At 72.9% G+C, this 24618-nt stretch carries 20 protein-coding genes; 11 read left to right on the top strand and 9 right to left on the bottom strand.

Features of this window, described 5'->3' with window-relative positions:
* Window positions 1-46: 46 nt before the first annotated feature.
* The 4 genes from KG111_RS10555 to KG111_RS10540 all read right to left on the bottom strand — a co-directional run bounded on the left by KG111_RS10555 (window position 47) and on the right by KG111_RS10540 (window position 3308).
* A complete protein-coding gene (locus KG111_RS10555) occupies window positions 47-814 on the bottom strand; it encodes an amino acid ABC transporter ATP-binding protein (protein WP_205291847.1) in 768 nt (255 codons plus the stop codon).
* Complete coding sequence (locus KG111_RS10550) at window positions 811-1617, bottom strand: amino acid ABC transporter permease (RefSeq protein ID WP_240195824.1); 807 nt, start codon at window positions 1615-1617, stop codon at window positions 811-813. The genes KG111_RS10555 and KG111_RS10550 overlap by 4 nt, the downstream gene beginning before the upstream one ends.
* Before the next feature lie 51 nt (window positions 1618-1668).
* Window positions 1669-2457, bottom strand: a complete 789-nt coding sequence (locus tag KG111_RS10545; RefSeq protein ID WP_205291849.1) for an ABC transporter substrate-binding protein — start codon at window positions 2455-2457, stop codon at window positions 1669-1671.
* Window positions 2458-2561: 104 nt separating this feature from the next.
* Window positions 2562-3308, bottom strand: coding sequence for a DUF554 domain-containing protein (locus KG111_RS10540; RefSeq protein WP_205291850.1), 747 nt, complete (start codon window positions 3306-3308; stop codon window positions 2562-2564).
* A 137-nt stretch (window positions 3309-3445) separates the two neighbouring features.
* On the opposite strand from KG111_RS10540, the gene KG111_RS10535 reads away from it, so the two are divergent.
* Complete coding sequence (locus tag KG111_RS10535; protein WP_205291851.1) at window positions 3446-4021, top strand: GNAT family N-acetyltransferase; 576 nt, start codon at window positions 3446-3448, stop codon at window positions 4019-4021.
* A 7-nt stretch (window positions 4022-4028) separates the two neighbouring features.
* Here the strand turns inward: KG111_RS10535 and KG111_RS10530 are convergent, their stop codons facing one another.
* Window positions 4029-4457, bottom strand: a complete 429-nt coding sequence (locus KG111_RS10530; RefSeq protein WP_205291852.1) for a hotdog fold thioesterase — start codon at window positions 4455-4457, stop codon at window positions 4029-4031.
* Window positions 4458-4566: 109 nt separating this feature from the next.
* Here KG111_RS10530 and polA point away from each other — a divergent pair, with 109 nt between their 5' ends.
* A complete protein-coding gene (polA, locus tag KG111_RS10525; RefSeq protein WP_205291853.1) occupies window positions 4567-7257 on the top strand; it encodes a DNA polymerase I in 2691 nt (896 codons plus the stop codon).
* 41 nt (window positions 7258-7298) lie between these two features.
* Here polA and KG111_RS10520 read toward each other — a convergent pair whose 3' ends face one another.
* Entirely contained in the window at window positions 7299-8558 is a 1260-nt protein-coding gene (locus KG111_RS10520) for a lipopolysaccharide biosynthesis protein (RefSeq protein WP_249666079.1), read from the bottom strand.
* 163 nt (window positions 8559-8721) lie between these two features.
* Between KG111_RS10520 and KG111_RS10515 the strand changes: the two genes are divergently transcribed.
* From KG111_RS10515 to pgfA, 6 genes are all read left to right on the top strand, one after another.
* Window positions 8722-13005, top strand: a complete 4284-nt coding sequence (locus KG111_RS10515; protein ID WP_205291854.1) for an alpha-(1->3)-arabinofuranosyltransferase domain-containing protein — start codon at window positions 8722-8724, stop codon at window positions 13003-13005.
* A complete protein-coding gene (locus KG111_RS10510; RefSeq protein ID WP_205291855.1) occupies window positions 13002-14738 on the top strand; it encodes an MmpA family trehalose lipid delivery protein in 1737 nt (578 codons plus the stop codon). Before KG111_RS10515 ends, KG111_RS10510 begins: the two co-directional genes overlap by 4 nt.
* Before the next feature lie 51 nt (window positions 14739-14789).
* A complete protein-coding gene (locus KG111_RS18485) occupies window positions 14790-14921 on the top strand; it encodes a hypothetical protein (RefSeq protein ID WP_275890188.1) in 132 nt (43 codons plus the stop codon).
* Between the two features lie 97 nt (window positions 14922-15018).
* Window positions 15019-15873 carry a glycosyltransferase gene (locus KG111_RS10505; protein ID WP_205291856.1) on the top strand — a complete coding sequence of 285 codons (855 nt, stop codon included), beginning with the start codon at window positions 15019-15021 and terminating at the stop codon, window positions 15871-15873.
* Window positions 15870-17093, top strand: coding sequence for a glycosyltransferase family 4 protein (locus KG111_RS10500; RefSeq protein WP_205291857.1), 1224 nt, complete (start codon window positions 15870-15872; stop codon window positions 17091-17093). Before KG111_RS10505 ends, KG111_RS10500 begins: the two co-directional genes overlap by 4 nt.
* A 15-nt stretch (window positions 17094-17108) precedes the next feature.
* A complete protein-coding gene (gene pgfA, locus KG111_RS10495; protein ID WP_205291858.1) occupies window positions 17109-18080 on the top strand; it encodes a cell envelope lipid trafficking protein PgfA in 972 nt (323 codons plus the stop codon).
* A gap of 25 nt (window positions 18081-18105) precedes the next feature.
* Here pgfA and KG111_RS10490 read toward each other — a convergent pair whose 3' ends face one another.
* From KG111_RS10490 to KG111_RS10480, 3 genes are read right to left on the bottom strand one after another with little or no spacing between them, the layout of a single operon-like run.
* Complete coding sequence (locus KG111_RS10490) at window positions 18106-19215, bottom strand: hypothetical protein (protein ID WP_205291859.1); 1110 nt, start codon at window positions 19213-19215, stop codon at window positions 18106-18108.
* On the bottom strand, window positions 19212-19910 hold the full coding sequence (locus tag KG111_RS10485) for a class I SAM-dependent methyltransferase (protein WP_205291860.1): 699 nt from the start codon (window positions 19908-19910) through the stop codon (window positions 19212-19214). Before KG111_RS10485 ends, KG111_RS10490 begins: the two co-directional genes overlap by 4 nt.
* Before the next feature lie 10 nt (window positions 19911-19920).
* Window positions 19921-20796 (bottom strand): class I SAM-dependent methyltransferase, encoded by an 876-nt coding sequence (locus KG111_RS10480; protein WP_307820545.1) that lies wholly within the window; start codon window positions 20794-20796, stop codon window positions 19921-19923.
* Between the two features lie 168 nt (window positions 20797-20964).
* On the opposite strand from KG111_RS10480, the gene rpsA reads away from it, so the two are divergent.
* The 3 genes from rpsA (at window position 20965) to coaE (ending at window position 24618) form a co-directional block, all read left to right on the top strand.
* Entirely contained in the window at window positions 20965-22455 is a 1491-nt protein-coding gene (gene rpsA, locus KG111_RS10475; RefSeq protein WP_205291862.1) for a 30S ribosomal protein S1, read from the top strand.
* A gap of 149 nt (window positions 22456-22604) precedes the next feature.
* A complete protein-coding gene (locus tag KG111_RS10470; protein WP_205291863.1) occupies window positions 22605-23987 on the top strand; it encodes a GDSL-type esterase/lipase family protein in 1383 nt (460 codons plus the stop codon).
* A 37-nt stretch (window positions 23988-24024) separates the two neighbouring features.
* Window positions 24025-24618: a dephospho-CoA kinase gene (gene coaE / locus KG111_RS10465; RefSeq protein ID WP_205291864.1), complete on the top strand. Its 594-nt coding sequence runs from the start codon at window positions 24025-24027 to the stop codon at window positions 24616-24618.

The following is a 24618-nucleotide window of genomic DNA, read 5'->3' as shown; positions in this document are numbered from 1 at the left end:
GGGCCCCGCCGAACGGCGGGGCCCTTCGTCGTACCTCGGTGCCTGGCTAGAGGACCTTCGACAAGAAGGCCTGGGTCCGCTCGTGCGTCGGGCTGGAGAGGACCTCGCTGGGCACACCCTCCTCGACGACGACGCCGCCGTCCATGAAGACCAGCTTGTCGCCGACCTCGCGGGCGAAACCCATCTCGTGGGTCACCACCATCATGGTCATGCCGTCGCTGGCCAGGTCCTTCATCACCGCCAGCACGTCCCCGACGAGCTCGGGGTCCAGCGCGCTGGTGGGCTCGTCGAAGAGCATCATGTCCGGCTCCATCGACAGCGCGCGGGCGATCGCCACCCGCTGCTGCTGGCCGCCGGAGAGGTGCGCGGGGTAGGCGGACTCGCGGTCGGCGAGGCCGACCTTGGCCAGGTTGCGGCGCGCCACCTCGACGGCCTCGGCCTTGCTGCGACCGCGCACGCTGCGCTGGGCCAGGGTCAGGTTCTTCAGCACGTCCAGGTGCGGGAACAGGTTGAACTGCTGGAAGACCATCCCGATCCGGGAGCGGACCGCGTCCAGGTCGACCTCGGGGTCGCAGATGTCGACGCCCTCGATCAGCACCTCGCCCGAGGTCGGCTCCTCCAGCCGGTTCACGCAGCGCAGCAGGGTCGACTTGCCCGAGCCGGAGGGCCCGATCACGCAGACCACCTGGCCGGCGTCCACGTGGAAGTCGATGCCCTTGAGCACCTCGTTGCTGCCGTAGCGCTTGTGCAGGTCGCGGACCTCGATCGCGGGCACGGCGCCCGAGGTGTCGAGGTGCGGTCCGTCGGATCTCATCGGGTCGCCTTCCTCTGCCGGCGCTCCTGCCAGGCCACGAGCTGGGTGAGCGGGATGGTGATCACCAGGTAGAGCAGCGCCGCCTGGATCAGGCTGGTCGCGGTGCCGGCGGAGACGCCGGAGGACTGGAAGTCCCGGGCCATCGTGGTCAGCTCGCGCTGACCGACGGCCGCGCCGATCACCGAGAGCAGGGCGGTGTCCTTGATCAGCAGCACGAACTCGTTGGTCAGCGGCGGGATGACCACCCGGAACGCCTGCGGCAGCACCACCTTGAACATGGTGGCGCCCGAGCTCATCCCCAGCGAACGGGCCGCCTCGGCCTGGCCCTTCGGCACCGCCTGGATGCCCGCACGCAGGGTCTCGGCCATGTAGGCGCCGGCGACCATGATCAGCGCGATCAGCCCGGCGCCGACGACGCCGCCCGGCGGGCGCCATCCGATCGCGATCGGCAGGCCGAAGCCCATGAAGATGATCACGATCAGCGCCGGCAGGCCACGGAAGAACTCGATGTAGACCGTGGCCAGCCAGCGCAGCGTGGCGATGGGGGAGAGGCGCAGCAGCGCGAGCACCACGGCCAGCACCAGGCCGCCGACGAACGCGATCGCGGTGTACTTGACGGTGTTGACCGCGCCGACCGTGATCAGCTCGCCCCAGTTGCCGCCGTCGAGCGCGACACCGGCGGGGTTCCAGAAGTTGCGCCTGACCTCGCCCCAGTCCACGACGAGCGCCAACCCGACGATGGCAGCCACCACCGCCAGGTTGACGCCGTAGCGGACGAGCCGGCTGCGCGTGCTCCGCTTCATGCCCATGTCACTGCCGACGGGTCGAGGACCCCGATCCGCGTCGGCTCAGCCTCACTTGACCTCGAAGTAGGTGTTGTAGATGGCGTCGTACGTGCCGTCCTCACGCATGGCGGTGAGGGCCTCGTTGACGTCCTCGACCAGCTGCGTGTTGCCCTTCTTGATGGCCAGGCCGTACTGCTCGTCGGTCTTGTAGGTCTCCACGACCTTGTACTCGCCGCCGGTCGCGTGGTCGAGGTTGACCGGGAGGTCCTGCAGCAGCGCCTCGACCTGGCCGGCCTTGATCGCCTGGAACATCTCGGCGTCGCTGGGGAAGGTGACGATGTCGGCACCCTTGGCGTTCTTCTCGGCGTAGGCCTTGCCGGTGGTGCCCTGCTGCACGCCGATCTTGACGCCCTTGAGGTCGCCGATGCCGGCGATCTTGCTCTTGGCCGGGACGAGCAGCGACTGCTCGGAGTCGTAGTAGCCGTCGGAGAAGTCGAGGTTCTTCTTGCGGTCCTCGGTGATCGTCATCGCGGAGGCGGCGATGTCGCACTGCCCGGAGTTCAGCGCGGTGCCGGACTGCAGGGCGTCGAAGGAGGAGTCCTGGATCTTGATGTCCAGGTCGAGGCGCTCGGCGACCTCCACCACGACGTCGACGTCGAAGCCCTTGAACCCGGTGTCGCTCGACTTGTCGAAGTCCTCGAAGGGCGGGTAGGGGACGTCGGAGCACACGGTGAGGGTGCCGGCCTTGACGACCTCGGCGCCCGAGTCGGTCTTGCCGCTGTCGTCGGAGCCGCACGCTCCGAGAGCGAGGGCGGCGACGGTGGTCAGAGCGAGGACGGAGAGTCGAGACTTCTGCATGCGCGCACTCTAGGGCCAATTGCCCGCGCGCTCAGGCGTTGACCCCGACGCCGCCCGCAGCGTGGACGTCGTGTTCACCACACCCGCTGTGCAGTGGTGCCTGCTCAGCGCAGGGCGGTGACCGCCGCCGTCAGCAGGGGAGCGACGGCCAGAGCCGGCAGCAGGTCGGCCACCGCGACCTGCTTGACGTTCAGCAGGCGCAGGGCGACGCCGACCAGGAGCAGTCCGCCGGTCGCGGTGAGCGCGGCGAGCCCGGCCGCCGGCAGCACGTCGCCCAGTGCCAGCCCGGCAAGGGTGAGACCGCCCTGGACCACGACCAGGGTGAGCACGCTGGCCGCCACCCCCCAGCCGAACGCCGCCGCGAACGCGATCGCCGCGAAGCCGTCGAGGGCGGCCTTGAGGTAGAGCTCGTCGGCACCCTTGCCGAGACCGTCGTTCAACGAGCCCAGGATGGTCAGCGGTCCGGTGCAGAAGACCAGGGAGGAGACCACGAAGCCCTCCACGAAGCGGACCCGCTCCGCGTCGCCGCCGCCTCCGGCCAGCCGGCGCTGCAGCCAGCCGCCCAGTGCCTCGACCCGCTGCTCGAGCCGCAGCAGGGATCCCGCGATGCCACCGAGCAGCACCGATCCCAGCACGATCAGCATCGGCGCGGCGTCGCCGACCGCCTCCGACAGGTCGTCGTCGAGCACCGCCATCGCCGAGGTGGCCGCGATCAGCAGGGTGACCAGGCCCAGTCCGTCGGTCACCAGCTCCCGGGTGCGCGCGGGCAGCCGGTCGCCGGCGAGGCGCCCCAGGGTGGCGCCGAGCAGGACCGCTGCGGCGTTGACGGCGGTGCCGGAACCGGGGATCACGGGCAGCTCCTGTGCGGCTGGGGGACGGGTGCTCCGGCCAGGTGCGGCGGAGGCCGGGGTGAGCGTAGTCTGGCGTCGCCGGACCGCTCGTCGGAGCGCGGTCCCCGTCGTGTGGACCGAGGAGGCAGGGACCCATCATGAGTCGGTATTCGCTGACCACGCGTGTCGCCACGCGTGACGACGCCCCGGTGCTCGCCTCCCTGTGGACCGACTCGGTCCGCCGCGCCGACCCGTCCGAGCAGGTCGCCGACATCGAGCAGATCGTCAAGAACGGCGCCGCCTCGGTGGAGCAGCGGGTGATGGTCGTCGAGTACGACGGCCAGGTCGCCGGTGCCGTGCTGCTGCGGATCCTGACGCTCTCGCCGTTGAACCTCGAGCCGTGCGTGCACGCCTTCTACCCGCGCGTCTTCGTGGACTTCCGCCGCCACGGCGTGGGGCATGCGTTGATGGAGGCCGCGGCGTCGTACGCCGAGGAGAACGGGATCCTGCACGTGGCCACCGCGATCCCGTACGGCTCGCGCGAGGCGAACCGCTTCATGGCGCGCCTCGGGCTCGCGCCGGTCGCGACGTACCGGGTGGCGCCGACCGGTGTGCTCCGCTCGCGGCTGGTGCCCCAGCGCGGCAAGACCGCGCTGGACGGGCGCAGCAAGGTGCTGGCGGCGCGCCGCTCGCTGCGCCGCGCCCGCGCGGAGCGGCTCGCCACCGAGGAGTGAGGCGGCCTCAGCCCTGGGGGTTGGGGTCCCGCTCCAGCAGCGCGCAGGTCAGCCGCGAGGTGCACACCCGGCGGCCCGACTCGTCGGTGATGACGATCTCGAAGCTGGCCATCGTCCGGCCCACATGCAGGGGCGTGGCCACACCCGTCACCAGGCCCTGGGTGGCGGAGCGGTGGTGGGTGGCGTTGATGTCGGTGCCGACCGCGAACCGGCCCGGGCCGGCGTTCAGCGCGGCGCCGATCGAGCCCAGGCTCTCGGCGAGGACCACGGACGCACCACCGTGCAGCAGGCCGTAGGGCTGGGTGTTGCCCTCCACCGGCATCGTCGCCACGACCCGCTCGGGCGTGGCCTCGACGATCACCACGCCCATCCGCTCGTTGAGCGCTCCGGCGTGCGAGTTCAGGTAGGCGAGGGTCTCCTCGGACGTGCTGGTCATGGGCCGACGATAGCGAGCACCCACAGCACCGGGCCGCCCCGGCGCGGTGTCGCGGTGCGCGGGTCGAGGGGCATCGGTCACCGTCGGTCGTCGTCGGTAGAGTCGGCGGGTGCCCGAGACCCGTCCTCCCCGCCTGCTCCTCCTCGACGGCCACTCCCTGGCCTACCGCGCCTTCTTCGCGCTGCCGGTGGACAACTTCTCCACCGCGACCGGCCAGCACACCAACGCGGTCTACGGGTTCACCTCGATGCTGGTCAACGTGCTGCGCGACGAGCAGCCCACCCACGTCGCGGTCGCCTTCGACGTCTCCCGGCAGACGTTCCGGCTCGAGGAGTACGCCGAGTACAAGGCGAAGCGGAACAAGACCCCTGATGAGTTCCGCAGCCAGCTGCCGCTGATCGAGCGGATGCTGGACACCTTCTCGATCCCGTTCCTCAAGGTCGACGGGTACGAGGCCGACGACATCATCGCCACGCTGGTCACCCGGGCGCTGGCCGAGGACAGCGAGATGGAGGTGCTCATCCTCACCGGCGACCGGGACTCCCTGCAGCTGGTCACCGAGCGCTCCACGGTGCTCTACCCGATGCGCGGGGTCTCCGACCTGGCCCGGATGACGCCGCAGGCGGTCGAGGAGAAGTACAAGGTGCCGCCGCACCGCTACCCCGAGCTCGCCGCGATCGTGGGGGAGACCTCCGACAACCTGCCCGGCGTGCCCGGCGTGGGTGCCGGGTTCGCCGCGAAGTGGATCAACACCTACGACGGCCTCGACAACGTGATCGCCCATGCGGACAAGATCACCGGCAAGAAGGGCGAGGCGCTGCGCGAGAACCTCGGCGAGGTGATCCGCAACCGCCGGCTCAACGCGCTGGTCCGCGACCTCGACCTGCCGCTGGGCATCGACGACCTGGTGCGCCACGAGTGGGACCGTTCCGCCGCGCTGGGGTTGCTCGACGAGCTCGAGATCCGCGGCGAGCTGCGCAACCGGATCCTCGACGTCGTGGCCCCCGCCGAGGAGGTCGTGGTCGAGCCGGGCGTCGAGGTGGACGGCGTGGTGCTCGCTCCCGGCAGCGTCGCCGCCTGGCTCGACGCGCTGGGCACCGAGGTCGTCGGTCTCTCGGTGCAGGGCGCCTGGGGCAGCGGCACCGGCCGCGTCGACGGCATCGGCCTCGCGCTCGCCGACGGCCGCGCGGCGTACGTCGACCTCGCCGGCCTCGGGCCCGACGACGAGTCGGCCCTGGCGGCCTGGCTCGCCGACCCCTCGCGCCCGAAGGTGCTGCACGACGCCAAGGGGCCCGTGCTCGCGGTCGCCGCGCAGGGCTGGCGGCTCGCCGGGATCGTGGAGGACACCGCGCTCGCGGCTTACCTGGTGGCCCCCGACCAGCGCACCTACAACCTCACCGACCTCTCGCTGCGCTACCTGCACCGCGAGCTCGAGCCCGCCGGCGACGCCGACCAGGGGATGCTCTTCGACGAGGAGGGCGGCACCGGCGGTGCGGCGCGCAGCGCGATGGTGCAGGCACGTGCCGCCCTCGACCTGTCCGCCGAGCTGTCCGGCGAGGTGGAGCGCGCCGGGGGTGCGCAGCTGCTCACCGACGTCGAGATGCCGCTCGTCAGCGTCCTGGCGGCGATGGAGCAGACCGGCATCGCCGTCGACCTCGACCACCTGGAGTCCCTGGAGCGGCACTTCGCCGAGGAGGTCCGCAAGGAGGCCGAGGAGGCCTACGCGGTCATCGGCAAGGAGATCAACCTCGGCTCGCCCAAGCAGCTGCAGGTCGTGCTCTTCGACGAGCTGGGGATGCCCAAGACCAAGCGCACCAAGACCGGCTACACCACCGACGCGGACGCGCTGGGCAAGCTGGCGCTGAGCAACCCGCACCCGTTCCTGCTGCACCTGCTGCGTCACCGCGAGGTGATCCGGCTGCGGCAGACGATCGAGGGGCTGCTCAAGACGGTCCAGCCCGACGGCCGCATCCACACCACGTTCAACCAGACGATCGCCGCCACCGGTCGGCTCTCCAGCACCGAGCCCAACCTGCAGAACATCCCGGTCCGCACCGAGGAGGGCCGCCGGATCCGGGAGGGGTTCGTGGTCGGGCCCGGGTTCGAGAGCCTGATGACGGCGGACTACAGCCAGATCGAGATGCGGATCATGGCGCACCTGTCCGGCGACGAGCTCCTCATCGAGGCGTTCCGCTCCGGCCGCGACTTCCACGCCACCACCGCGGCGCGGGTCTTCGGGGTCGCGCCCGAGGACGTCACGTCCGAGATGCGGGCGAAGATCAAGGCGATGAACTACGGGCTCGCCTACGGCCTGTCCGCCTTCGGGCTCTCCCAGCAGCTCGGCATCGAGCCCGGCGAGGCCCGCGGCCTGATGGACGAGTACTTCGAGACCTTCGGCGGCATCCGCGACTACCTCGCCGGTGTCGTCGACGAGGCGCGCCGCTCCGGCTTCACCGAGACCATCATGGGCCGGCGCCGCTACCTGCCCGACCTGACCAGCGACAACCGGATGCGCCGCGAGACCGCGGAGCGGATGGCGCTGAACGCGCCGATCCAGGGTTCCGCCGCCGACCTGATCAAGGTCGCCATGCTGCGTACCCAGCAGGCGCTCGACTCCGCGACGCTGACCTCACGGATGCTGCTGCAGGTGCACGACGAGCTCGTGTTCGAGGTCGCCCCCGGTGAGCAGGAGGCACTGGAGGCGCTGGTGCGTGAGCAGATGGCCGGCGCCGCCGACCTCACCGTGCCGCTCGACGTCTCCGTGGGCACCGGCCGGTCCTGGCACGACGCCGCCCACTAGGCCGCCCGGCACGCCGACCGGTCGGGGGCGTCAGGCGCGTCTCAGGCGGGGGTGCCGGGAGCGTCCGGCGTCCGCCGGTGCAGCACGACCTGCAGGCCGACGAGGACCGCTAGCACGACGGCGTCGACGATCGCCACCGTCGTGGCCAGCGACGTGATCGAGTCGGCCAGCGAGCCGATGCCGACGACGGCCAGCACGCCGAGGGCGACGACGTACTTCGTCGCCGCGCCGCGGCGTGCCAATCCGGCGTAGACCAGCAGCTGGAGCACCGCCAGGAGCGCGCCGAGCACCGCGAAGAGCCACAGCCGGCCGCGCACCTCTGCGTAGTCCTGCCCGCCGATGAACACCAGTGCGACGTCGGCGAGGAGGTAGGTCCCGCCCACGCAGGCCACGCCGAGGGACGACAGGAAGGCCAGCCCGCGCAGCACCGCAGCCCGGCTCTCGTGCGCCGTCGACATCGACGGGAACAGCACCACGACCGCGAACTGCGGCAGGAAGAGGACCGCCTTGGTGACGATGAGCCCGCCGGCGTAGAGCCCGGCGTCGTGCTCGTCGAGCACGCTGCCGGCCACCACGACGTCCAGGTTCGACAGCGCCACGAACGCCAGCAGGGCCAGCGAGCTGCCCACCGTCTCGCGGAGCACCTCGCCGCCGACGCGACGTCGCGGCTCGACCCGCTCGCGCCGCGGCAGCCGGCGCAGTGCCCAGGAGCCGACGAGCACGGGCGCCCAGGAGGCGACGAGCACGCTGAGCATCGCGCTGGTCTCGGTGGCCGACACGGACAGGAAGACAGCCCCCAGGGCCACCCTGGGCACGCCCACCGAGAGGTAGACCAGGCTCAGCGGCAACCAGCGGCGCTCACCCTGCAGGACGCCGGCCTGCCCACCCATCACCGTCACCGGGACCACGGTGAGCCCGAGCAGCACCGCGGGCAGCAACCCGTCGAGCCGCAGCAGCTGATAGATGAGGGGAGAGGCCGCGACGGCCAGCGCGCCGACGACGAGCGCTGCCCGCCAGGAGGTGCGCAGCACCGCCGCCTCGATCGTCGCGACGCGGTCCGGCTCGGCGGAGATCCGCCGCGCTGTCGTCGCCTGCAACCCGAGCTGGACCACCGACAGCACCATCAGCAGCGCCATCATCCGCGCCACCGCGCCGTACTCCGCGGGGCCGAGCACGCGGGCGGAGACGATCTGGAAGGCGTAGGTGCCGACGTTCATCACCGCGATCGCCACCGCGATGCCTGCGCCGCTGCGCAGCAGGCGGGTCAGGCGCGAGCCGGACACGTCGACAGTGGTGGTCACCAGAGCAGGCTAGGGGGTCGGTGGAGACGCCGACGCGGCACCGCCGACGATGCCCTCTCGAGGGCCCGCGCGAGGAGGGATCGCGGACCCGAGCCACTGCCGTAGGGCCGCACCCCCAGGGCATACAGTGACCCCCGCCACGGGGCGGGAAGAGAAGGTGAGCATGTCGGGCAACGACGAGCGGCGCTGTCGCGCGCTCCTGCTGACCGTCTATGCCGCGCTCGCGGTCTTCGTCGTCACCGAGAAGTGGGGCCTGACGACCGGGGACACCCGCTTCGAGCTCACGCAGAGCCCGGGGCAGCACCTGGCCGGCACGTTCCGGCTGTGGAACCCCGACGTCTCCCTCGGCGAGCTGCAGAACCAGGCCTACGGCTACCTCTTCCCCCAGGGCTCCTACTACCTCCTGCTGGACACCCTCGGCATGCCGGGCTGGCTCAGCCAGCGGTTCTGGTCGGTGATCGTGCTGCTCGTCGCGTGCGAGGGCGTACGGCGCCTGGCGCGCGCGGTGGGGGTCGGGCCCTGGGCGGCGGCCGCCGCCGGCCTGGCCTACGGGCTGACCCCGCGGCACGTCAGCGAGATCGGCGTCCGCAGTGCCGAGATCCTGCCCGGGGCGGTGATCGCCTGGTCGCTGCTGCCGGTGGCGCTCGCGCTGTCGGGGCGGATGCGGCCACGCACCGCAGCGGTGCTCTCCGCCGCGGCGTTCGCCTGCTCCGGCGGTGTCAACGGGACCGCCACGGCCGCGCCGGCGGCCCTCGTCGGGATCGTCGTGGCCTGGGCGGTGCTGACCCGCCGGCTGTCGTGGCGCTTCGGTGCCGGCTGGCTGGCGCTGTACGCCGCGGTCAGCCTGTGGTGGCTGATGGCGCTGCTGCGCCTGGGCGAGTTCAGCCCGCCCTTCTTCGACTACGTCGAGGACGCCCGTACGACGACCTCCACGTCCGGGTTCGCCGCGGTGCTGCGCGGTGCCAGCAACTGGGTCGGCTACCTGACGGTGGGTGGCGAGCGGTGGTGGCCGGCCGGCTACGACCTGAGCTACGAGCCGTGGCTGGTGCTGGGCTCCGGCCTCGTCGCGGTGCTCGGGTTCCTGGGCCTGCTGCGCCTGCGGGGTCCGCTGCGCACGCCGCTGCTGCTGGCGGCCGGGTTCGGCCTGGCGTGCCAGGTCATCGCGCACACGGGTGCGTTCGCCGGTCCGCTGACCCAGACCTTCCAGGACCTGCTCGACGGTCCGCTGGCGCCGTTGCGCAACGTGCCGAAGGTCGACCCGGTGCTGCGGGTGCCTCTCGCGCTCGGGCTCGGCGTCCTGGTCGACGACCTGCTGCGGGTGGCGCGGACCCGGGCCGGTGCGGCCCAGCAGCGCAGCCGCGGCCGGCGTGTGCGGTTCGCCTCGCGCCGCGTCGCCGCCGGCGGGCTGGTGCTGGCCGTGGTGGCCGGGCTGTGTGCCATGGCGCAGCCGATCGCCACCGCCGACACCCGCACCGCCGGGTGGCGGGAGATCCCGTCCTACTGGAGCGACGTCGCCGAGTACCTGGACGAGCGCGCCGAGCGGCTCGACGGCAGGGGCGGGGTGACGTGGGTCGTGCCCGGCTCGGGGTTCGGCATCCAGCAGTGGGGCTGGACGATGGAGGAGCCGTTCGAGGCGATCGGCGACCTGCCGTGGGTGACCCGCTCGCAGGTGCCGTTGACGCCGCCGGAGACGATCCGGGTGCTGTCCGCGCTCGAGCGCTACCTGCAGACCGGGTCGGGATCGCCGTACCTGCGCCACATGCTGAACCGGATGGGCATCGACACCGTCCTGGTGCGCCACGACCTCGAGCCGCGCGTCTCCCAGGTGACCGCCGACAGCCTGGTGGGGGTGGCGATCGGCCGCTCGCCCGGGCTGGACCAGGTAGCGACGTTCGGCGAGCTCGAGTTCGGTCCGGCCCTGGAGGTCTTCGAGGTCGCCCCGGCGATCGGCGCGGTCACCGGCACGGCCGGCTACGACGTGCGTGACCTCGACGACGCCGTCACGGTGGCCGGGTCGATCGAGGCCGCGGTGTCCGCGGTCGGCGCGGGCCTGGTCGGACCGTCCCAGCCGATCTTCCTGGCGGGCGCCGAGGGATGGTCGTCCGACGCGATCGTGATCGGTGACGGCTACCAGCGCCGCGAGCGCGCCTTCGGCCGCATCCACGACGCCGAGTCCAACGTGATGACCCCCGACGACGAGTACCACGCCGGCCGGGTGCTGCCCAACTATCCCGGAGCGGCCGGGGCGCAGCCCGTCGTGGCGCGCTACTACGGGATCCGGGGCGTCGACGCCTCGAGCTCGCGTGGCTGGGCCGACACGCTGGGCCCGGTCGTGCCGGAGGACGCCCCCTGGTCCGCGCTCGACGGGGACCTCACCACCTACTGGCGTCCGGCGCCCTTCCTGAAGACGGCCGGACAGTGGCTGGAGGTGGACCTGGGACGCGAGCGCGCCATCGGCGAGATCACGCTCCGTGAGCCGCTGGGCGCGCTGGGCCTGGACCGGGTCGTGCGCTGGCGGGTCACCGCGGGCGACGTGGTGCGCGACGTCAGCACCGATCCGTTCACCGGGTCGGCCACCGTCGACCTCGGCACCCGGGCGGACAAGGTCCGGGTCGAGGTGCTCGAGGCGCCGAGCGAGATGGCCGCGGTCGGTCTGGCCGAGGTCGACATCGCCGGGGTGCGCGCCACCCGCACGCTGGTGCTGCCCGACACGCCGACCGCCGACGTGCCCGACCTGCTCTTCTCGGCGCAGCCGGAGAGCCGGGCATGCGTGACCACACTGCTCGGACCCGACTGCGACGTCGACCGTCAGCGCTCGGCGGAGGAGGCGGTCGGCATCGACCGCACCTTCACCCTGGACCGGGCGGGCTCCTGGACCGCGCGCGGCCGGGTCATCGCCCGCAGCCGTCCGGGGACCGTCGAGCTGCTCCGTCCCTGGGACGGCCCCACCATGACCGGCTCGTCGTGGCTCGCCGAGGACCCGACCGTCTCTCCTCGGATGGCCTACGACGGGGACCCGCGGACCTCCTGGGTCGCCGATCCCCGCGACCGCGAGCCGAGCCTGCAGGTCGACCTCGGCACCGAGCGCACCGTGCGTCGCCTGGAGGTCATGGCGCCGGCCGGCATCGCAGCGCGCCCTGACCGCGCCGTCATCCGGGCCACGACGGCGAACGGTGAGGAGGTCCGCGAGGTCGACCTGGACGGGGTCACCCGCTTCGAGCCGTTGCGGGCCCGCGAGCTCACCATCACCTTCTCCCGCGAGACCTCGCGGGGGGCGACGCCGCTGGGCATCGGGGAGGTCGTGCTGGGCGGTGGACGGGCGACCGTCCCGCTGCGCGGCGACGGCGCCACCGGGTCCGTGTGCGGCTACGGTCCCCAGTTCTACGTGGACGGGCGCCGGATCCCGACCCGGGTGGAGGGCCTGATCGGCGACGTCGTCGCGGGCGGCCAGCTGAGCGTGCGGCCCTGCCGCAAGCGGGACGCCCAGATCGAGCTCGGCCCCGGGGAGCACCGGGTGGAGCTGCGCTCCACGGAGCAGTTCCAGCCGGTCGGCCTGGACCTGACTGCGGTCGACGGCGGCACCGCGGCGCTGCCTCGCCCGGACCGCTCCCGCGACATCGAGCTCCTCGAGCGCACCGACACCAGGGTGCGGTTGTCGGTGGGGGCCGGCGAGGACGCCGTCCTCTCCGCGCCGCACAACGTCAACGCCGGCTGGCAGGCCAGCATCGAGGGCAAGGTGCTCGACCGGACCACCGTCGACGGCTGGGCCCAGGGCTGGGTGGTGCCCGAGGGCGTGGCAGGTGAGGTCGAGCTGGTCTACGTCCCCCAGCGCGGCTACCTGCTCTGGCTCGTCGGCGGGCTGGTGCTGCTCGGGCTGATCCTGCTCACGGCCCTGGGCCTGCTGCTCGCACCCATCGGCCGTGCGGTGCTGCGTCTGCCCGGCCTGCGCCGGTTGTCCGGCCTGCGTCGACTGCCCGGCCTGCGTCGACTGCCCGGCCTGCGCCGGTTGTCCGCGCGAGCCCGGCGACGGACCCCGGACGCCGGCGCGGACCCGACGCCCGCGCGGACGCGCTCCACACCCACGCCGGCTCCCGAGCCCGCCCCTGCCCGGCACCGCGCGAGCCCTCGGCCGCTCGTGGTCGGTGCGGCGGCCGTCGGCGCAGGCCTCCTGGGTTGGCTGGTGGGAGGTCCGCTGCTGGCCCCCGCCGCGGCGGCCGGCGTGCTGCTCGCGGGTCGGCCGCGGCTGGTCCAGGCGGCGGTCGGGGTGCCGTTGCTGGTGGTCCTGGTGACCTTGGTCGTCCAGCTGAGCGATGAGGTGCAGAGCCCCTCGCGCGCAGTCGACCTGGTGACGGGTGCCGCTCTGCTGCTCGGACTGGCGGCCGGGCTGTCCCCGTGGGGCTTGGGGGAGCGGTCCGGGGAGGTTCCACCCGGCCGGGTCCGCCCGTGAGCGAGGTCCGGGTCCCGCTCGAGGGCGTACGACGCCTGCGGCGGCCGCCGGCGGACCTGCTGCTCGCGACGACCCTCGCGCTCCTCGTCACCGCTCCGCTGCTGCTCGGGCGAGGGTTCTGGCTCGTCGGCGACATGGTGTTCGTGCCCGCCCAGCCGTGGAAGCCCGCCTGGCTGGGGCTCGACGGGGCGCTGCCGCGGGCGGTGCCGATGGACGCACTGATGTCGGTGCTCACAACCGTCGTGCCGGGCGACCTGGTCCAGAAGGCGGTGGTGCTCGGCGGGTTGGTGCTGGGCGGTCTGGGCGTGGGCCGCCTGGTGGCCCGGACGGTGCCCGGCCAGACCTGGTACGCGCGTGCCGCGGCGATCACACTGTTCTGCTGGAACCCGTGGGTCTACGAGCGCCTGCTGATCGGGCAGTGGGCGATCCTGCTGGGCTACCTGCTGCTGCCGTGGGTCGCGCTCGCCGCGCTGCGGTTGCGCCGCGACCCACGTGACTGGGCGCCCGCCGCGCTCACGCTGACGTGCTCGGCGGTGTGCAGTCCCTCCAGCGGGCTGATGGCGGCCGGCGTCCTCGCCGTGCTCGCGTTGGGACGCGAGTGGGGCGCCTGGTGGCGGGCGGCGCTGCTGGTGGTCGTGGCCAACCTGACCTGGGCGGTCCCCGCCGTCACCGCCGACGCCGCCCGGGTCAGCACGGACGGGGTCTTCGCGGGGTTCGCGGCGCGCGCGGAGTCGTCGGCCGGCGCATTCGCCAGCGTCCTGTCGTTGGGTGGGATCTGGAAGAGCTCCATCGTGCCCGCCGAACGCACCGACGCGGTGCTCGTCGTGCTGTCCTGCCTGCTCAGCATCGCGGCTCTCCTCGGCTGGTGGCGGGCGGGCCGCGGGCGCAGCCGGTGGTTGGCGCTGGGCGCTGTGGCGCTGCTCCTCGCGCTGGTGCCGGTACCCGCGGCCGGTGCCGCGCTGCTCGAGGCGGCGGGGGAGCGGGTGCCGGGGCTCGCGCTGCTGCGTGACTCGCACCGCTTCCTGGCGCCGCTCGGGCTGGTGCTCGCGGTGGGCTCCGCCCACGCCGTGGTGGCGCTCCGCTCGAGGGTCACTCCGGCGACACGGTCGCTGTGGGGGGCGGTGGTCCTGCTGGTCGTGGCGCCGCTGCTGCTGCTGCCCAGCCTGGCGTGGGGGGCGTTCGGGGAGCTGCAGCGCTCGACGTACCCGGCCGAGTGGGACACGGTCGCCGGCCTCGTCGGCGACGAGGACCTCACGGTGGTGCTGCCGTGGCGAGGGCTCTACCGGGGCTACGACTTCAACCACCGCCGGGCGGTCCTCGACCCGGCGCCCCGCTACCTGCCGGGCCAGGTGCTCATCGACGACCGCCTGCTGCTGGAGGACCGTGAGGTGCCGGCCGAGGACCCGCGGGTGCGTGCGGTCGACGGAGCGCTCGCGGCCGCGGAGCCGGCGCAGGCGCTGCGGGCTCTCGGCGTGCGCTGGGTGTTGCTGGAGAAGGGCATGGTGTCGGCGCGGGTGCCGCAGGGAAGCGTCGTGCACGACGGGCCGCTGCTGCGCCTGGTGGACCTGGCCGAGGGCGGTGAGGTCGCCTCCGGCCCCACCGCGGCTCGGCCGGATGTGGGGGCCGGCCAGATTTTGTTGGTGGGCTTGGCGAACTTCTTGGCGATTCTTTTGCTTTTGTCTGCGATCCCCGTGATACTTCACACACGAAGTAACGGGTGTCACACAACATGAGGGTCATGGGGAGTGGGCATCCGCGTGCTGGTCTTTGGGAGGGGCCCGCGCATGAACACGATCATCGCATCCGCCGTCGGTGCTCTTGCCGCTGCAGCTGTCCTCGTCGGCGGCGTCAACGCCATGCAGAGTGACACCAAGCCCGTCAGCGACGAGAAGCTCTACAGCTATTCGACCCAGTAGGGCCGTCTCCATTGCGCCGCGCTCCGTCGCGCGGCCAGTGTGACGTCACGCTTCCCTCGCGAGGGGCGCGTCTGAGCAGACGGCTTGGGAGGGTCCGATGCTGCAAATCGTCATTCCTGCGTACAACGAGGAGCGACGGCTGCCGCGCACGCTGCGTGAGCTGCGCCGTCACGTCGTGACGCATCGTGGCGCCCTCGGTCGTGTCGAGGTCATCGTCGTCGACAACGCCAGCACCGACGCCACCGCCGAGGTCGCCCGCGAGGTCGACTCCCCGGTCATGCCTGTGCGCGTGGTGCGATGCACCCGCCGCGGCAAGGGTGCCGCCGTCCGGGCGGGCCTGCTCGCCACGGACGCCGACCTGGTCTGCTTCATGGACGCCGACGGGGCCACGGGCCTCGACGCGCTCCAGGACGCCTGGCGCCTCGCCCAGCAGGGCGCGGACGTCGTCATCGGCTCGCGCGCGGTGGCCGGCAGCCTCACCGAGGCACGGCACTGCCGCACCCGCTCCGCGGGGGCCACGTTCTACCGCCGCGTCGCCGGCCGCCTCACGCCGGGCATCGCCGACACCCAGTGCGGCTTCAAGGTGTTCCGCGGCGACATCGTCCGGGCGGTGGTCGTGGACCTGCGCGCCTGCGGGTTCTCCTTCGACGTCGAGCTGCTGGTGCGGCTGCGTGCCGCCGGTGCCCGGATCGAGGAGATGCCGGTCAGCTGGGTCGACGTGCCGGGCTCCACCTTCGTGCCCGCGCGTCACGGCGCCAGCGCGTTCCTCGAGCTCGCCCGGATCGCCTGGCGTGCCCGCGAGCTGAGCCGCCCCGCGGCCGCCCGGACGGTGGTCGGTGCACGGTCCCCCATGCCGATGCCCGTCCCCGCCGCCCTGACGGCCGGCCTCGCCGCCGCGGTGTTCCCGATGGTCGCCGATGGCGGCGATCTCCGCGGCGGGACAGCACCATGACCTCGCCGCTCACTGGCGCCCGGGTGGTCGTGGTCAACTGGCGCGACCTGGACCACTCCCTGGCCGGCGGAGCCGAGATCTACGCGTGGCAGTACGCGCTCGCCCTCGCCGAGGGTGGGGCCGACGTCCGCTTCCTGACCGCACGGGAACGCGGCCAGAGCCGCCATGACGCGCGCGACGGCATCGCGGTGCGCCGCGTCGGCGGGGGAGCACTGGGCTTCTACGTGCTCGCCCTGCTCTGGCTCCTGCGGCACCGGCGCCAGGTCGACGCCGTCATCGACCCCGCAGGCGGCCTGCCGTCGTTCTCCCCGCTGGTCAACCGGCGCAGCACCGCTGCGCTGCTCATCGTGCACCACGTGCACCAGGCGCAGTTCGACGTGCACTTCCCGGCCCCGGTCGCGACGCTCGGCCGGTGGCTGGAGCGGGTGGCGATGCGGCGGGTCTACCGACACCAGACCACGGTGGCGGTGTCCCGCTCCACCGAGGCGGAGATGCGCTCGCAGCTGGGATGGACCGGTGACATCCGGATCCTCGAGAACGGCGCCGACCTGCCGCCGTACGACGCCGCGCGGGCCGTGGAGAAGGACCCGGACCGCATCGTGGTGCTCGGCCGCCTGGTCACCCACAAGCGGGTGGACCTGGTGCTCGGCGCCGTTGCCGCGCTGGCCGACCGGCCCGAGCTGGCCGGGCGACAGCTCACCGTCGACGTCGTCGGCCAGGGCCCTGAGCGCGAGCGCCTCGTCTCCCGCGCAACCGCGCTGGACCTGATCGACGTCGTCACCTTCCACGGCTTCGCCCCGGCTGAGCGCAAGGACGAGCTGCTCGCTCGTGCCACGGTGCACGTGTGCGGCTCCGACGCGGAGGGCTGGGGGCAGGCCGTCATCGACGCCGCCGGCTGGGGTGTGCCCACCGTGGCGCGCGACGTGCCTGGGCTGCGGGACTCGATCCGCGACGGCGAGAGCGGCTGGCTCGTCGACGACGACGAGGACCCCCGCGTCGTCGTCGAGCGCCTCGCCGAGGCGCTGGCCCACGCGCTGGTCGCCGGCGCCGATCCTGCCGCCCGGGTGCGCCAGGCCGAGTCGTGCCTGGCCTGGGCGCGACAGTTCGACTGGTCGCAGATGCGTAGCCACGCACGCGACCTCACCATCGAGATGCTCCTCGGGCGCGCCCCTGCGTCGCCCGATCGTCACCACCCACGCGACGCTCGCGTGGCCGTCTGAGAGGTCCTGTCCATCATGCGCAGCAAGCTCGCATCCGTCTTCGTCGGGCTCGGCGTGTTCCTGATCGTTGCGGCGATCCTGGTCCGTTTCTACGCCTACCCGTCCCTGGCGAAGACCCCCGCCGACTACGAGTCGATCACGAAGCTCGAGGCGCTCGACGCCCAGATCTTCAACTCCGACCCCGACGTCCTCGCCGCGGAGACCACGGACCTGTCGATCGTGTCGCGCTCGGTCGCCGACGGCGGTGCGGACGCTCCCGACGACGTGTCCGTGTGGGTGAACTCGACCACGATCAGCCGCCCCGACGGCTCGGTCTTCCAGCAGGCGCGCGACCGGGTGGCCTTCGACTCCGTGACCGGCGTGGCGACCGACTGCGAGCCGTGCGACACCTGGACCGAGATCGCCGAGGGCGACCGCCGCGACGTGGAGCGCACCGGCCTGCTCTTCAAGTTCCCCTTCGGCACCGAGAAGAAGGACTACGACGTCTGGGACTCCTCCGTCAACGAGGCCCCCGTCGCGACCTTCGAGGGCGAGGAGGACCTGCAGGGCCTGACGGTCTACAAGTTCGTCCAGCGCATCGAGCCCACCGTGGTGCAGACCCGCGAGGTCCCGGGCAGCGTGTTCGGCTCCGACGAGGCCGTGGTGGAGGCCGAGATGTGGTACGAGATGACCCGCACCTACTACATCGAGCCGCAGACCGGCTCGCCCGTGAACCGCGTCGAGGAGCGGGTCCAGGAGCTGCGCTACGACGGCACCTCCGTGCCGGCCTTCACCGGCACCGTGCAGTACACCGAGGACCAGGTCTCCGACATGGTCGAGGACGCCAAGAGCAACGCCTTCATGCTCGGCGGCCTCCAGATGCTGTTCCCGCTCGTGATGGGCGTGCTCGGCGCGCTCCTGATCGGCCTCGGCCTGGTCATGGGCCGTGCCGCCGGCGGTCGCTCCTCGGGCAACCGTGCGAACGACAAGACGATGGCCGGGGTCTGAGCACCGCGACCTACCGGACTCCTCTCTAGAGGAGGGAGATGACGGCCTCGAGCAGCTGCTCGAGGCCGTCGTCGTTCCAGTCCGCGGCGCGGGCGCGCAGCGTCAGCACGGTCTCGCCGACCGCCCCGGAGGCGTCACGCAGGCCGACCGCTCCCAGCGAGATCCCGCTGCCACCGGCGGTCACCGGGTGGAAGGCGAGGTGCTGCACCCGGGGCGCCTCCACGCTGCCCAGGTGCGAGACCAGGACCGTCGAGCCCAGCCGACGGGCCAGGAGCCGCATCCCGAGCGCGGCGACACGGTTCACTGCCGGGCTCCAGGGGCGGGGCGCGGCGGGCACCGGGGGCGTCTGCACCGGTGCGGTCGCGAGCGCCCGTGCCACGCCCGCGGGGTCGAGACGCTCCACGTCGCGCAGGCGCAGCAGCACGCTGCGGTCCCGGACCGGGCCCTCGCCCGCCTGCTCCCGCACCGCGCCCACGGCCACGGCCACGTGCCGCGCCCGTCGCCCGCGCGCCCGCTCGTGCGCCACCACCGCCTGCGCTGTGGCCGCGACGAGGTCGGCTGTGCGGTGGGCGCCCGGCACCGTGCGCCCGACAAGCACGTCCCCGGTCCCGGGGCGCCCCGGCACCGGCGGGGTGACCCCCGCCGGCGGGGCGAAGGCGACCTCGCCCAGTCGCGCGGCGACGGTGCGTGCCGCAGAACCGGTCGTCGTACGCTCGCCGACACCGCGGGCGCTCGAGGTGGCCGGGCCCAGTCCCAGCCGGTCCAGCACCGCCAGCAGGCCCAGGCCGTCGACCGCGCTGTGGTGCGCCGACAGCACGACGTGGTCCTCGGCCAGCCCGACGAGCAGGGGAGCGGGGTCGGGAGCCACCAGCGAGGCGCGCAGCCCGGCGAGCGAGGAGCCCCGACGCGGCGGGGGGAGCGCGGGCCAGCCCTGCGCTCGCGCCAGCGCGACCGACCGCTCCCGGAGGAGCGCCTCGACGCCCTCGATGTCGGTGCGGGCGGTGAGCAGGATCCGCCAGCCGATGCTCGGGTCGGCGACCCAGGCCGGCGTGGGCTGGTCCTGGGCCCGGCCGTCGGCCCGGTCGTCGGCCCGGTCGTCGGCCCGGTCGTCGGCCCGGTCGTCGGCTGGGCTCATGGCTTGCGCGCCACGGCGACCAGGCTCACGCCCGGCCACCGGCGCACCGGCAGCACCCGCTCGAGGGCGATCGCTGCCCGCAGGCCGGCGTTCAGGACCGGGTGCACGGCCTCCATCTCGCTCTCGGGCGCCTGTCGGTCACGGCGACGCATCCGCACCACCGGTCGCAGCAGGACGTTCCACGACGCCAGGTCCTCGATGACCAGGCCGGCGCCGGTGATGCGGGCGACCAGCTCGTCGCGCTCGTAGCGGCGCACGTGGCCCAGCGCGACGTCGTGGCCGCTCCACAGGTCCATCCCAGCCGGCACCGCGATCAGGGCGCGGCCGCCGGGGCGCAGCACCCGGAAGGTCTCGGCCGCGACGGCGACGTCGTCGTCGATGTGCTCCCACGCATCCGTCGACATCACCAGGTCCACCGAGGAGTCGGCGACCGGCAGCCGGCGTCCGTCGCCACGCAGCACCGGAATGCCGCGGGCGGCCGCGATCTCCGCGCCGGTCTCGCTGTACTCCACGCCGACCGCGCGCCAACCGAGCTGCCGCAGCACCAGGGTGTTGCCGCCCATGCCGCAGCCGACGTCGATCGCGCGACCGGCCGGCCAGTCGGCGACCGTGCGACGCACCAGGGCGCGCCTGGCGGCATACCACCAGTGGGTGCGCTCGAGCGCGGCCGACTTGGCGATCTCTGCAGCGTCCACGGCGCAGAAACTACCGTGGCGCCACAGCAGGGCGGGTCCCGGCGCTCGCCGGCGGCGGGTCGAGCAGGTCGGCACCGAACAGCGCGGTCCCCGGGGTCAGCGTGCCCCGCACCCGGGACCAGCCGCCCCACAGCCGGTCGTGGTCTTCCGGCCACTCCGGCTCGAGCAGGGTCGTGAGGTGGAAGCGGTGGCTGGACAGCAGGTGCACCCAGTCGCCCAGCGTGCGGTGGTGCTCGACGTACGACGTCGTGCCGGTCTCGTCGTCGACCTCGACGTAGGGCGTGCGGTCCCAGTAGGACTGGGTGGCGGTCAGGCCGTCCTCACCCGGGTCGTCGGGGAACATCCAGCGCGTGGGGTGGGTGATGGAGAAGGCGAACCGGCCACCGGGGCGCAGCACCCGGGCGGTCTCCCGCACGGCGGTGTCGATGTCGGCGACGAACTGCAGGGCGCCGAAGGAGGAGAACACCACGTCGAAGCTGTCGTCGGCGAAGGGCAGGTGGGTGGCGGTGCCGAGCACGCTGGGCACCACGATGCCGGTCATCTCGTCGATGCGGCGCGAGTGCTGGAGCTGGCGGTAGGACAGGTCCAGGCCGAAGGAGCGCCCGCCCTGGCTGCGGACCCAGCGGGAGCACTGCCCGGCACCGGAGCCGACCTCCAGCACGTCGCGGCCCGCCACGTCGCCGAGCACACCGGCCTCGGCCTCGGTGAGGCCCTCGGGGCCCCACAGGAAGCCGGCGTCGCCGAGGAACTCGCCGTGGGTGGCCTGGTACTCGTCGGCGTAGCGGTCCCAGTCGGCGCCGTTGGCGCTGCGCGACTCCGACTCGTCCGCCGCACGCCGGTGCGCCGTCACCGGCGGCTGCGGCCATTGCTGCCCAGGGTCCTGCACGAAGGCGAGGATAGCCGCGCCGGTTGGACTCGGCCGCATCGTGGCCCGTACCCTTGACCGTCTGCGTCCTCGGCGAGCCACCCGGCCCGTCGAGCGTGATGACCCGTTGGCCCCGCTCCGGAGCCCGCGGCCCGACTATCTCTGCCCACCCAAGGACTGTCCCTCCACATGACGAGCACCCTCTCGAACGCCTTCCTGAGCGCCTACGACGACAACGCCCCCCAGGTCGCTGTCAACGACATCGGCTCGGAGGCGGACTTCCTGGCCGCCATCGACCTCACCATCAAGTACTTCAACGACGGCGACATCGTCGACGGCACGATCGTCAAGGTCGACCGCGACGAGGTGCTGCTCGACATCGGCTACAAGACCGAGGGCGTCATCCCCTCGCGCGAGCTGTCGATCAAGCACGACGTCGACCCCTCCGAGGTCGTCAAGGTGGGTGACAAGGTCGAGGCTCTGGTCCTCCAGAAGGAGGACAAGGAGGGTCGCCTGATCCTGTCCAAGAAGCGCGCCCAGTACGAGCGCGCCTGGGGCACGATCGAGGAGATCAAGGAGGCCGACGGCGTCGTCGAGGGCACCGTCATCGAGGTCGTCAAGGGCGGCCTGATCATCGACATCGGCCTGCGCGGCTTCCTGCCCGCCTCGCTGGTGGAGATGCGCCGCGTGCGTGACCTGCAGCCCTACGTGGGCCAGACGCTCGAGGCGAAGATCATCGAGCTCGACAAGAACCGCAACAACGTGGTCCTGTCGCGCCGTGCCTGGCTCGAGCAGACCCAGTCCGAGGTCCGCCACGGCTTCCTCACCCAGCTCCAGAAGGGCCAGATCCGCAAGGGTGTCGTGTCCTCGATCGTCAACTTCGGTGCGTTCGTGGACCTCGGCGGCGTCGACGGCCTGGTGCACGTCTCGGAGCTGTCCTGGAAGCACATCGACCACCCGTCCGAGGTCGTCACCGTGGGCGACGAGGTCACCGTCGAGGTCCTCGACGTCGACATGGACCGCGAGCGTGTCTCCCTGTCGCTGAAGGCGACGCAGGAGGACCCGTGGCAGCACTTCGCCCGGACCCACCAGATCGGTCAGATCGTGCCCGGAAAGGTCACCAAGCTGGTGCCCTTCGGCTCGTTCGTCCGTGTCGAGGAGGGCATCGAGGGCCTGGTGCACATCTCCGAGCTGGCCGAGCGCCACGTGGAGATCCCGGAGCAGGTCGTCCAGGTCAACGACGACGTCATGGTCAAGATCATCGACATCGACCTCGAGCGTCGCCGGATCTCGCTGTCGCTGAAGCAGGCGAACGAGACCACCGCGGCCACCGACGTCGAGGAGTTCGACCCGACGCTGTACGGCATGCCCGCCACCTACGACGAGCAGGGCAACTACATCTACCCCGAGGGCTTCGACCCGGAGACGGGCGAGTGGCTCGAGGGCTACGACGAGCAGCGCGCGACCTGGGAGGAGCAGTACGCCAAGGCGCACGCTCGCTGGGAGGCCCACGTCAAGCAGCAGGCCGACGCCAAGCAGGCCGAGATCGAGGCCGGCGAGGCGACGTCGTACTCCTCCGGCGGCGGCAACGACACGCAGGTCGAGGAGACCGGCGGCTCGCTGGCCTCCGACGAGGCCCTGCAGGCGCTCCGCGAGAAGCTCACGGGCGGCGGCAACTGATCCGCTCCGCCTGAGCACGCACGAAGGCCCCGACGTCACGGTCGGGGCCTTCGGCCTTTCTCGGGGCAGACGGATGGCACGGGGCGCGTGCCGTCCTCGGAATGCTCGATTCACGCCCACCGCGGTGCAGCAGCAGGCACACTGGCGCCGTGGCTGGGGGACGTCTGGGGCGAGCGTTGCTGGCCGCCGTGACCGTGGCGTGCGTGACACTCTCCGCGGCGCTCGCGGCGCCGGGTCAGGCGGCCGGCGAGCCCGGCGGCTCCGAGCCCACCCCCGGGGCGGAGGCGGTGCGGGTCCTGATCGTGGGCGACTCGGTGACCCACGGGTCCTCCGGTGACTGGACCTGGCGCTACCGGCTGTGGCACCACCTCGTCGACTCCGGCGTCGACGTCGACTTCGTCGGGCCCCGCCGGGACCTGTGGAACCTGCGCACCGACGCCGCGGGCGCGACGTCGTACGCCGACCCCGCGTTCGACCAGGACCACGCCGCGAAGTGGGGGATGTGGGCCGCCCTCCCCGACGTGCCGTTCGACGTCCTCGCCGCCGACACCGCGGCGGACGTCGTCGTGGTCATGCTCGGGGCGATCGACCTGTTGTGGACCGACGAGCCGGCCTCGACGGTGGTGGACCGGATGCGGCAGATCGTCACCGAGGTGCGCCGCGGCCGTCCCGGGGCCCACGTGGTGCTGGCACAGGCGACGCAACGCTGGTTCGACGGCGTGCCGGAATTCAACGCCGGGCTGGACGACGTCGCCGCGGAGCTCTCCGAGCCCGGCTCCCGCGTCGTGGTGGCCGCGACCGCCCGGGACTACGACCTGGCCGGCGACACCTGGGACGGCTCGCACGCGAACGCGCGCGGCGAGGTCCGGATCGCCGCTGCGGTCGCCGACGCGTTGGCGAGTGCCGGTGTCGGGCCGCCGGCGCCGCGTCCCCTGGTCCTGCCGCCGGTGGGACCGGTGCAGACGCCGAGCCTCTCGGCCGTCGGTGGCGACGGCCGCGCGACGCTGGCCTGGGTGGGACCCGACGCCGCGACCAGCCACCGGCTCTGGAGCAGGGACGTCACCGCCCGCGCCCCCTGGTCCGTGCACGCTGAAGGGCTGCCCCGCGACGGTGACCGGGCGGTCGCCGGGCTCCGCAACGGCCACCGCTACGAGTTCCGGCTGCAGCCGGTGAAGGGCGATGACCTGCCCGAGACCGGGGTGTACTCGCCGACGGTCGCGGTCGTGCCCGCCGCCGTCGCGCTGCCGCCCGCCCGGCCTCCCGCGCTGTCGAAGGTGCGCAGCCTGCGCGCCAGCGCGGGCAGGCGCTGCGTCCGGCTGACCTGGGCGCGCGTCCCGCACGCCACCGCCTACCGCGTCCAGCGGTTCAGCGGCGGCCGGTGGCGCGGCGGCACCCGCACGAAGCACACCAGGGTCACGCTCAAGAAGCTGCCGGCGGCGAAGGCGTGGCGCTTCCGGGTCCGGGCCGTGCGCGGAGACCGGAGCGGTCCGTCCAAGGTGATCCGGGTCGTCCGCCGTGCGGGGCGGTGCTGAACGCGGTGCTTCGCCACTGCGCCAGTAGGGTCCAGCCATGCGAGTGGGACTGACCGGCGGGATCGCCTCGGGCAAGAGCACCGTCTCGGCCGTCCTGGCCGAGCTGGGTGCGGTGGTGATCGACGCCGACAAGATCGCCCGTGACGTGGTGGCCAAGGGGACGCCCGGGCTGGCGGCCGTCGTCGAGGCGTTCGGTCCCGAGCTGCTCACCGCCGACGGCGAGCTGGACCGGCCCAAGATGGGGGCGTTGGTCTTCGGCGACGCCGAGCAGCGCCGGCGGCTGGAGGCGATCGTGCACCCTCTGGTGTTCGCCGAGTACGCCGCCCGGGAGGCCGCCGCTCCCGCGGACGCCATCGTGGTCCACGACATCCCGCTGCTGGTGGAGTCCGGGCGGGCGGGGGAGTTCGACGCCGTGGTCGTCGTCGACGCACCCACCGAGCTGCAGGTCGAGCGGATGGTGCGGGACCGGGGGATGAGCGAGGAAGACGCGCTGGCCCGGATCGCGGCTCAGGCGACCCGCGAGCAGCGGCGCGCGGTGGCCACGCACCTCATCGAGAACACGGGCACGCTGGAGGAGCTGCGCCGCAGGGCCAGCGAGGTCTTCGCCGCCCTGCGCGCTGCCGCAGGCTGA

The organism is Nocardioides faecalis, from assembly GCF_018388425.1.
GTDB lineage: Bacteria > Actinomycetota > Actinomycetes > Propionibacteriales > Nocardioidaceae > Nocardioides > Nocardioides faecalis.
This window is presented reverse-complemented; position numbering and strand designations above follow the sequence as displayed.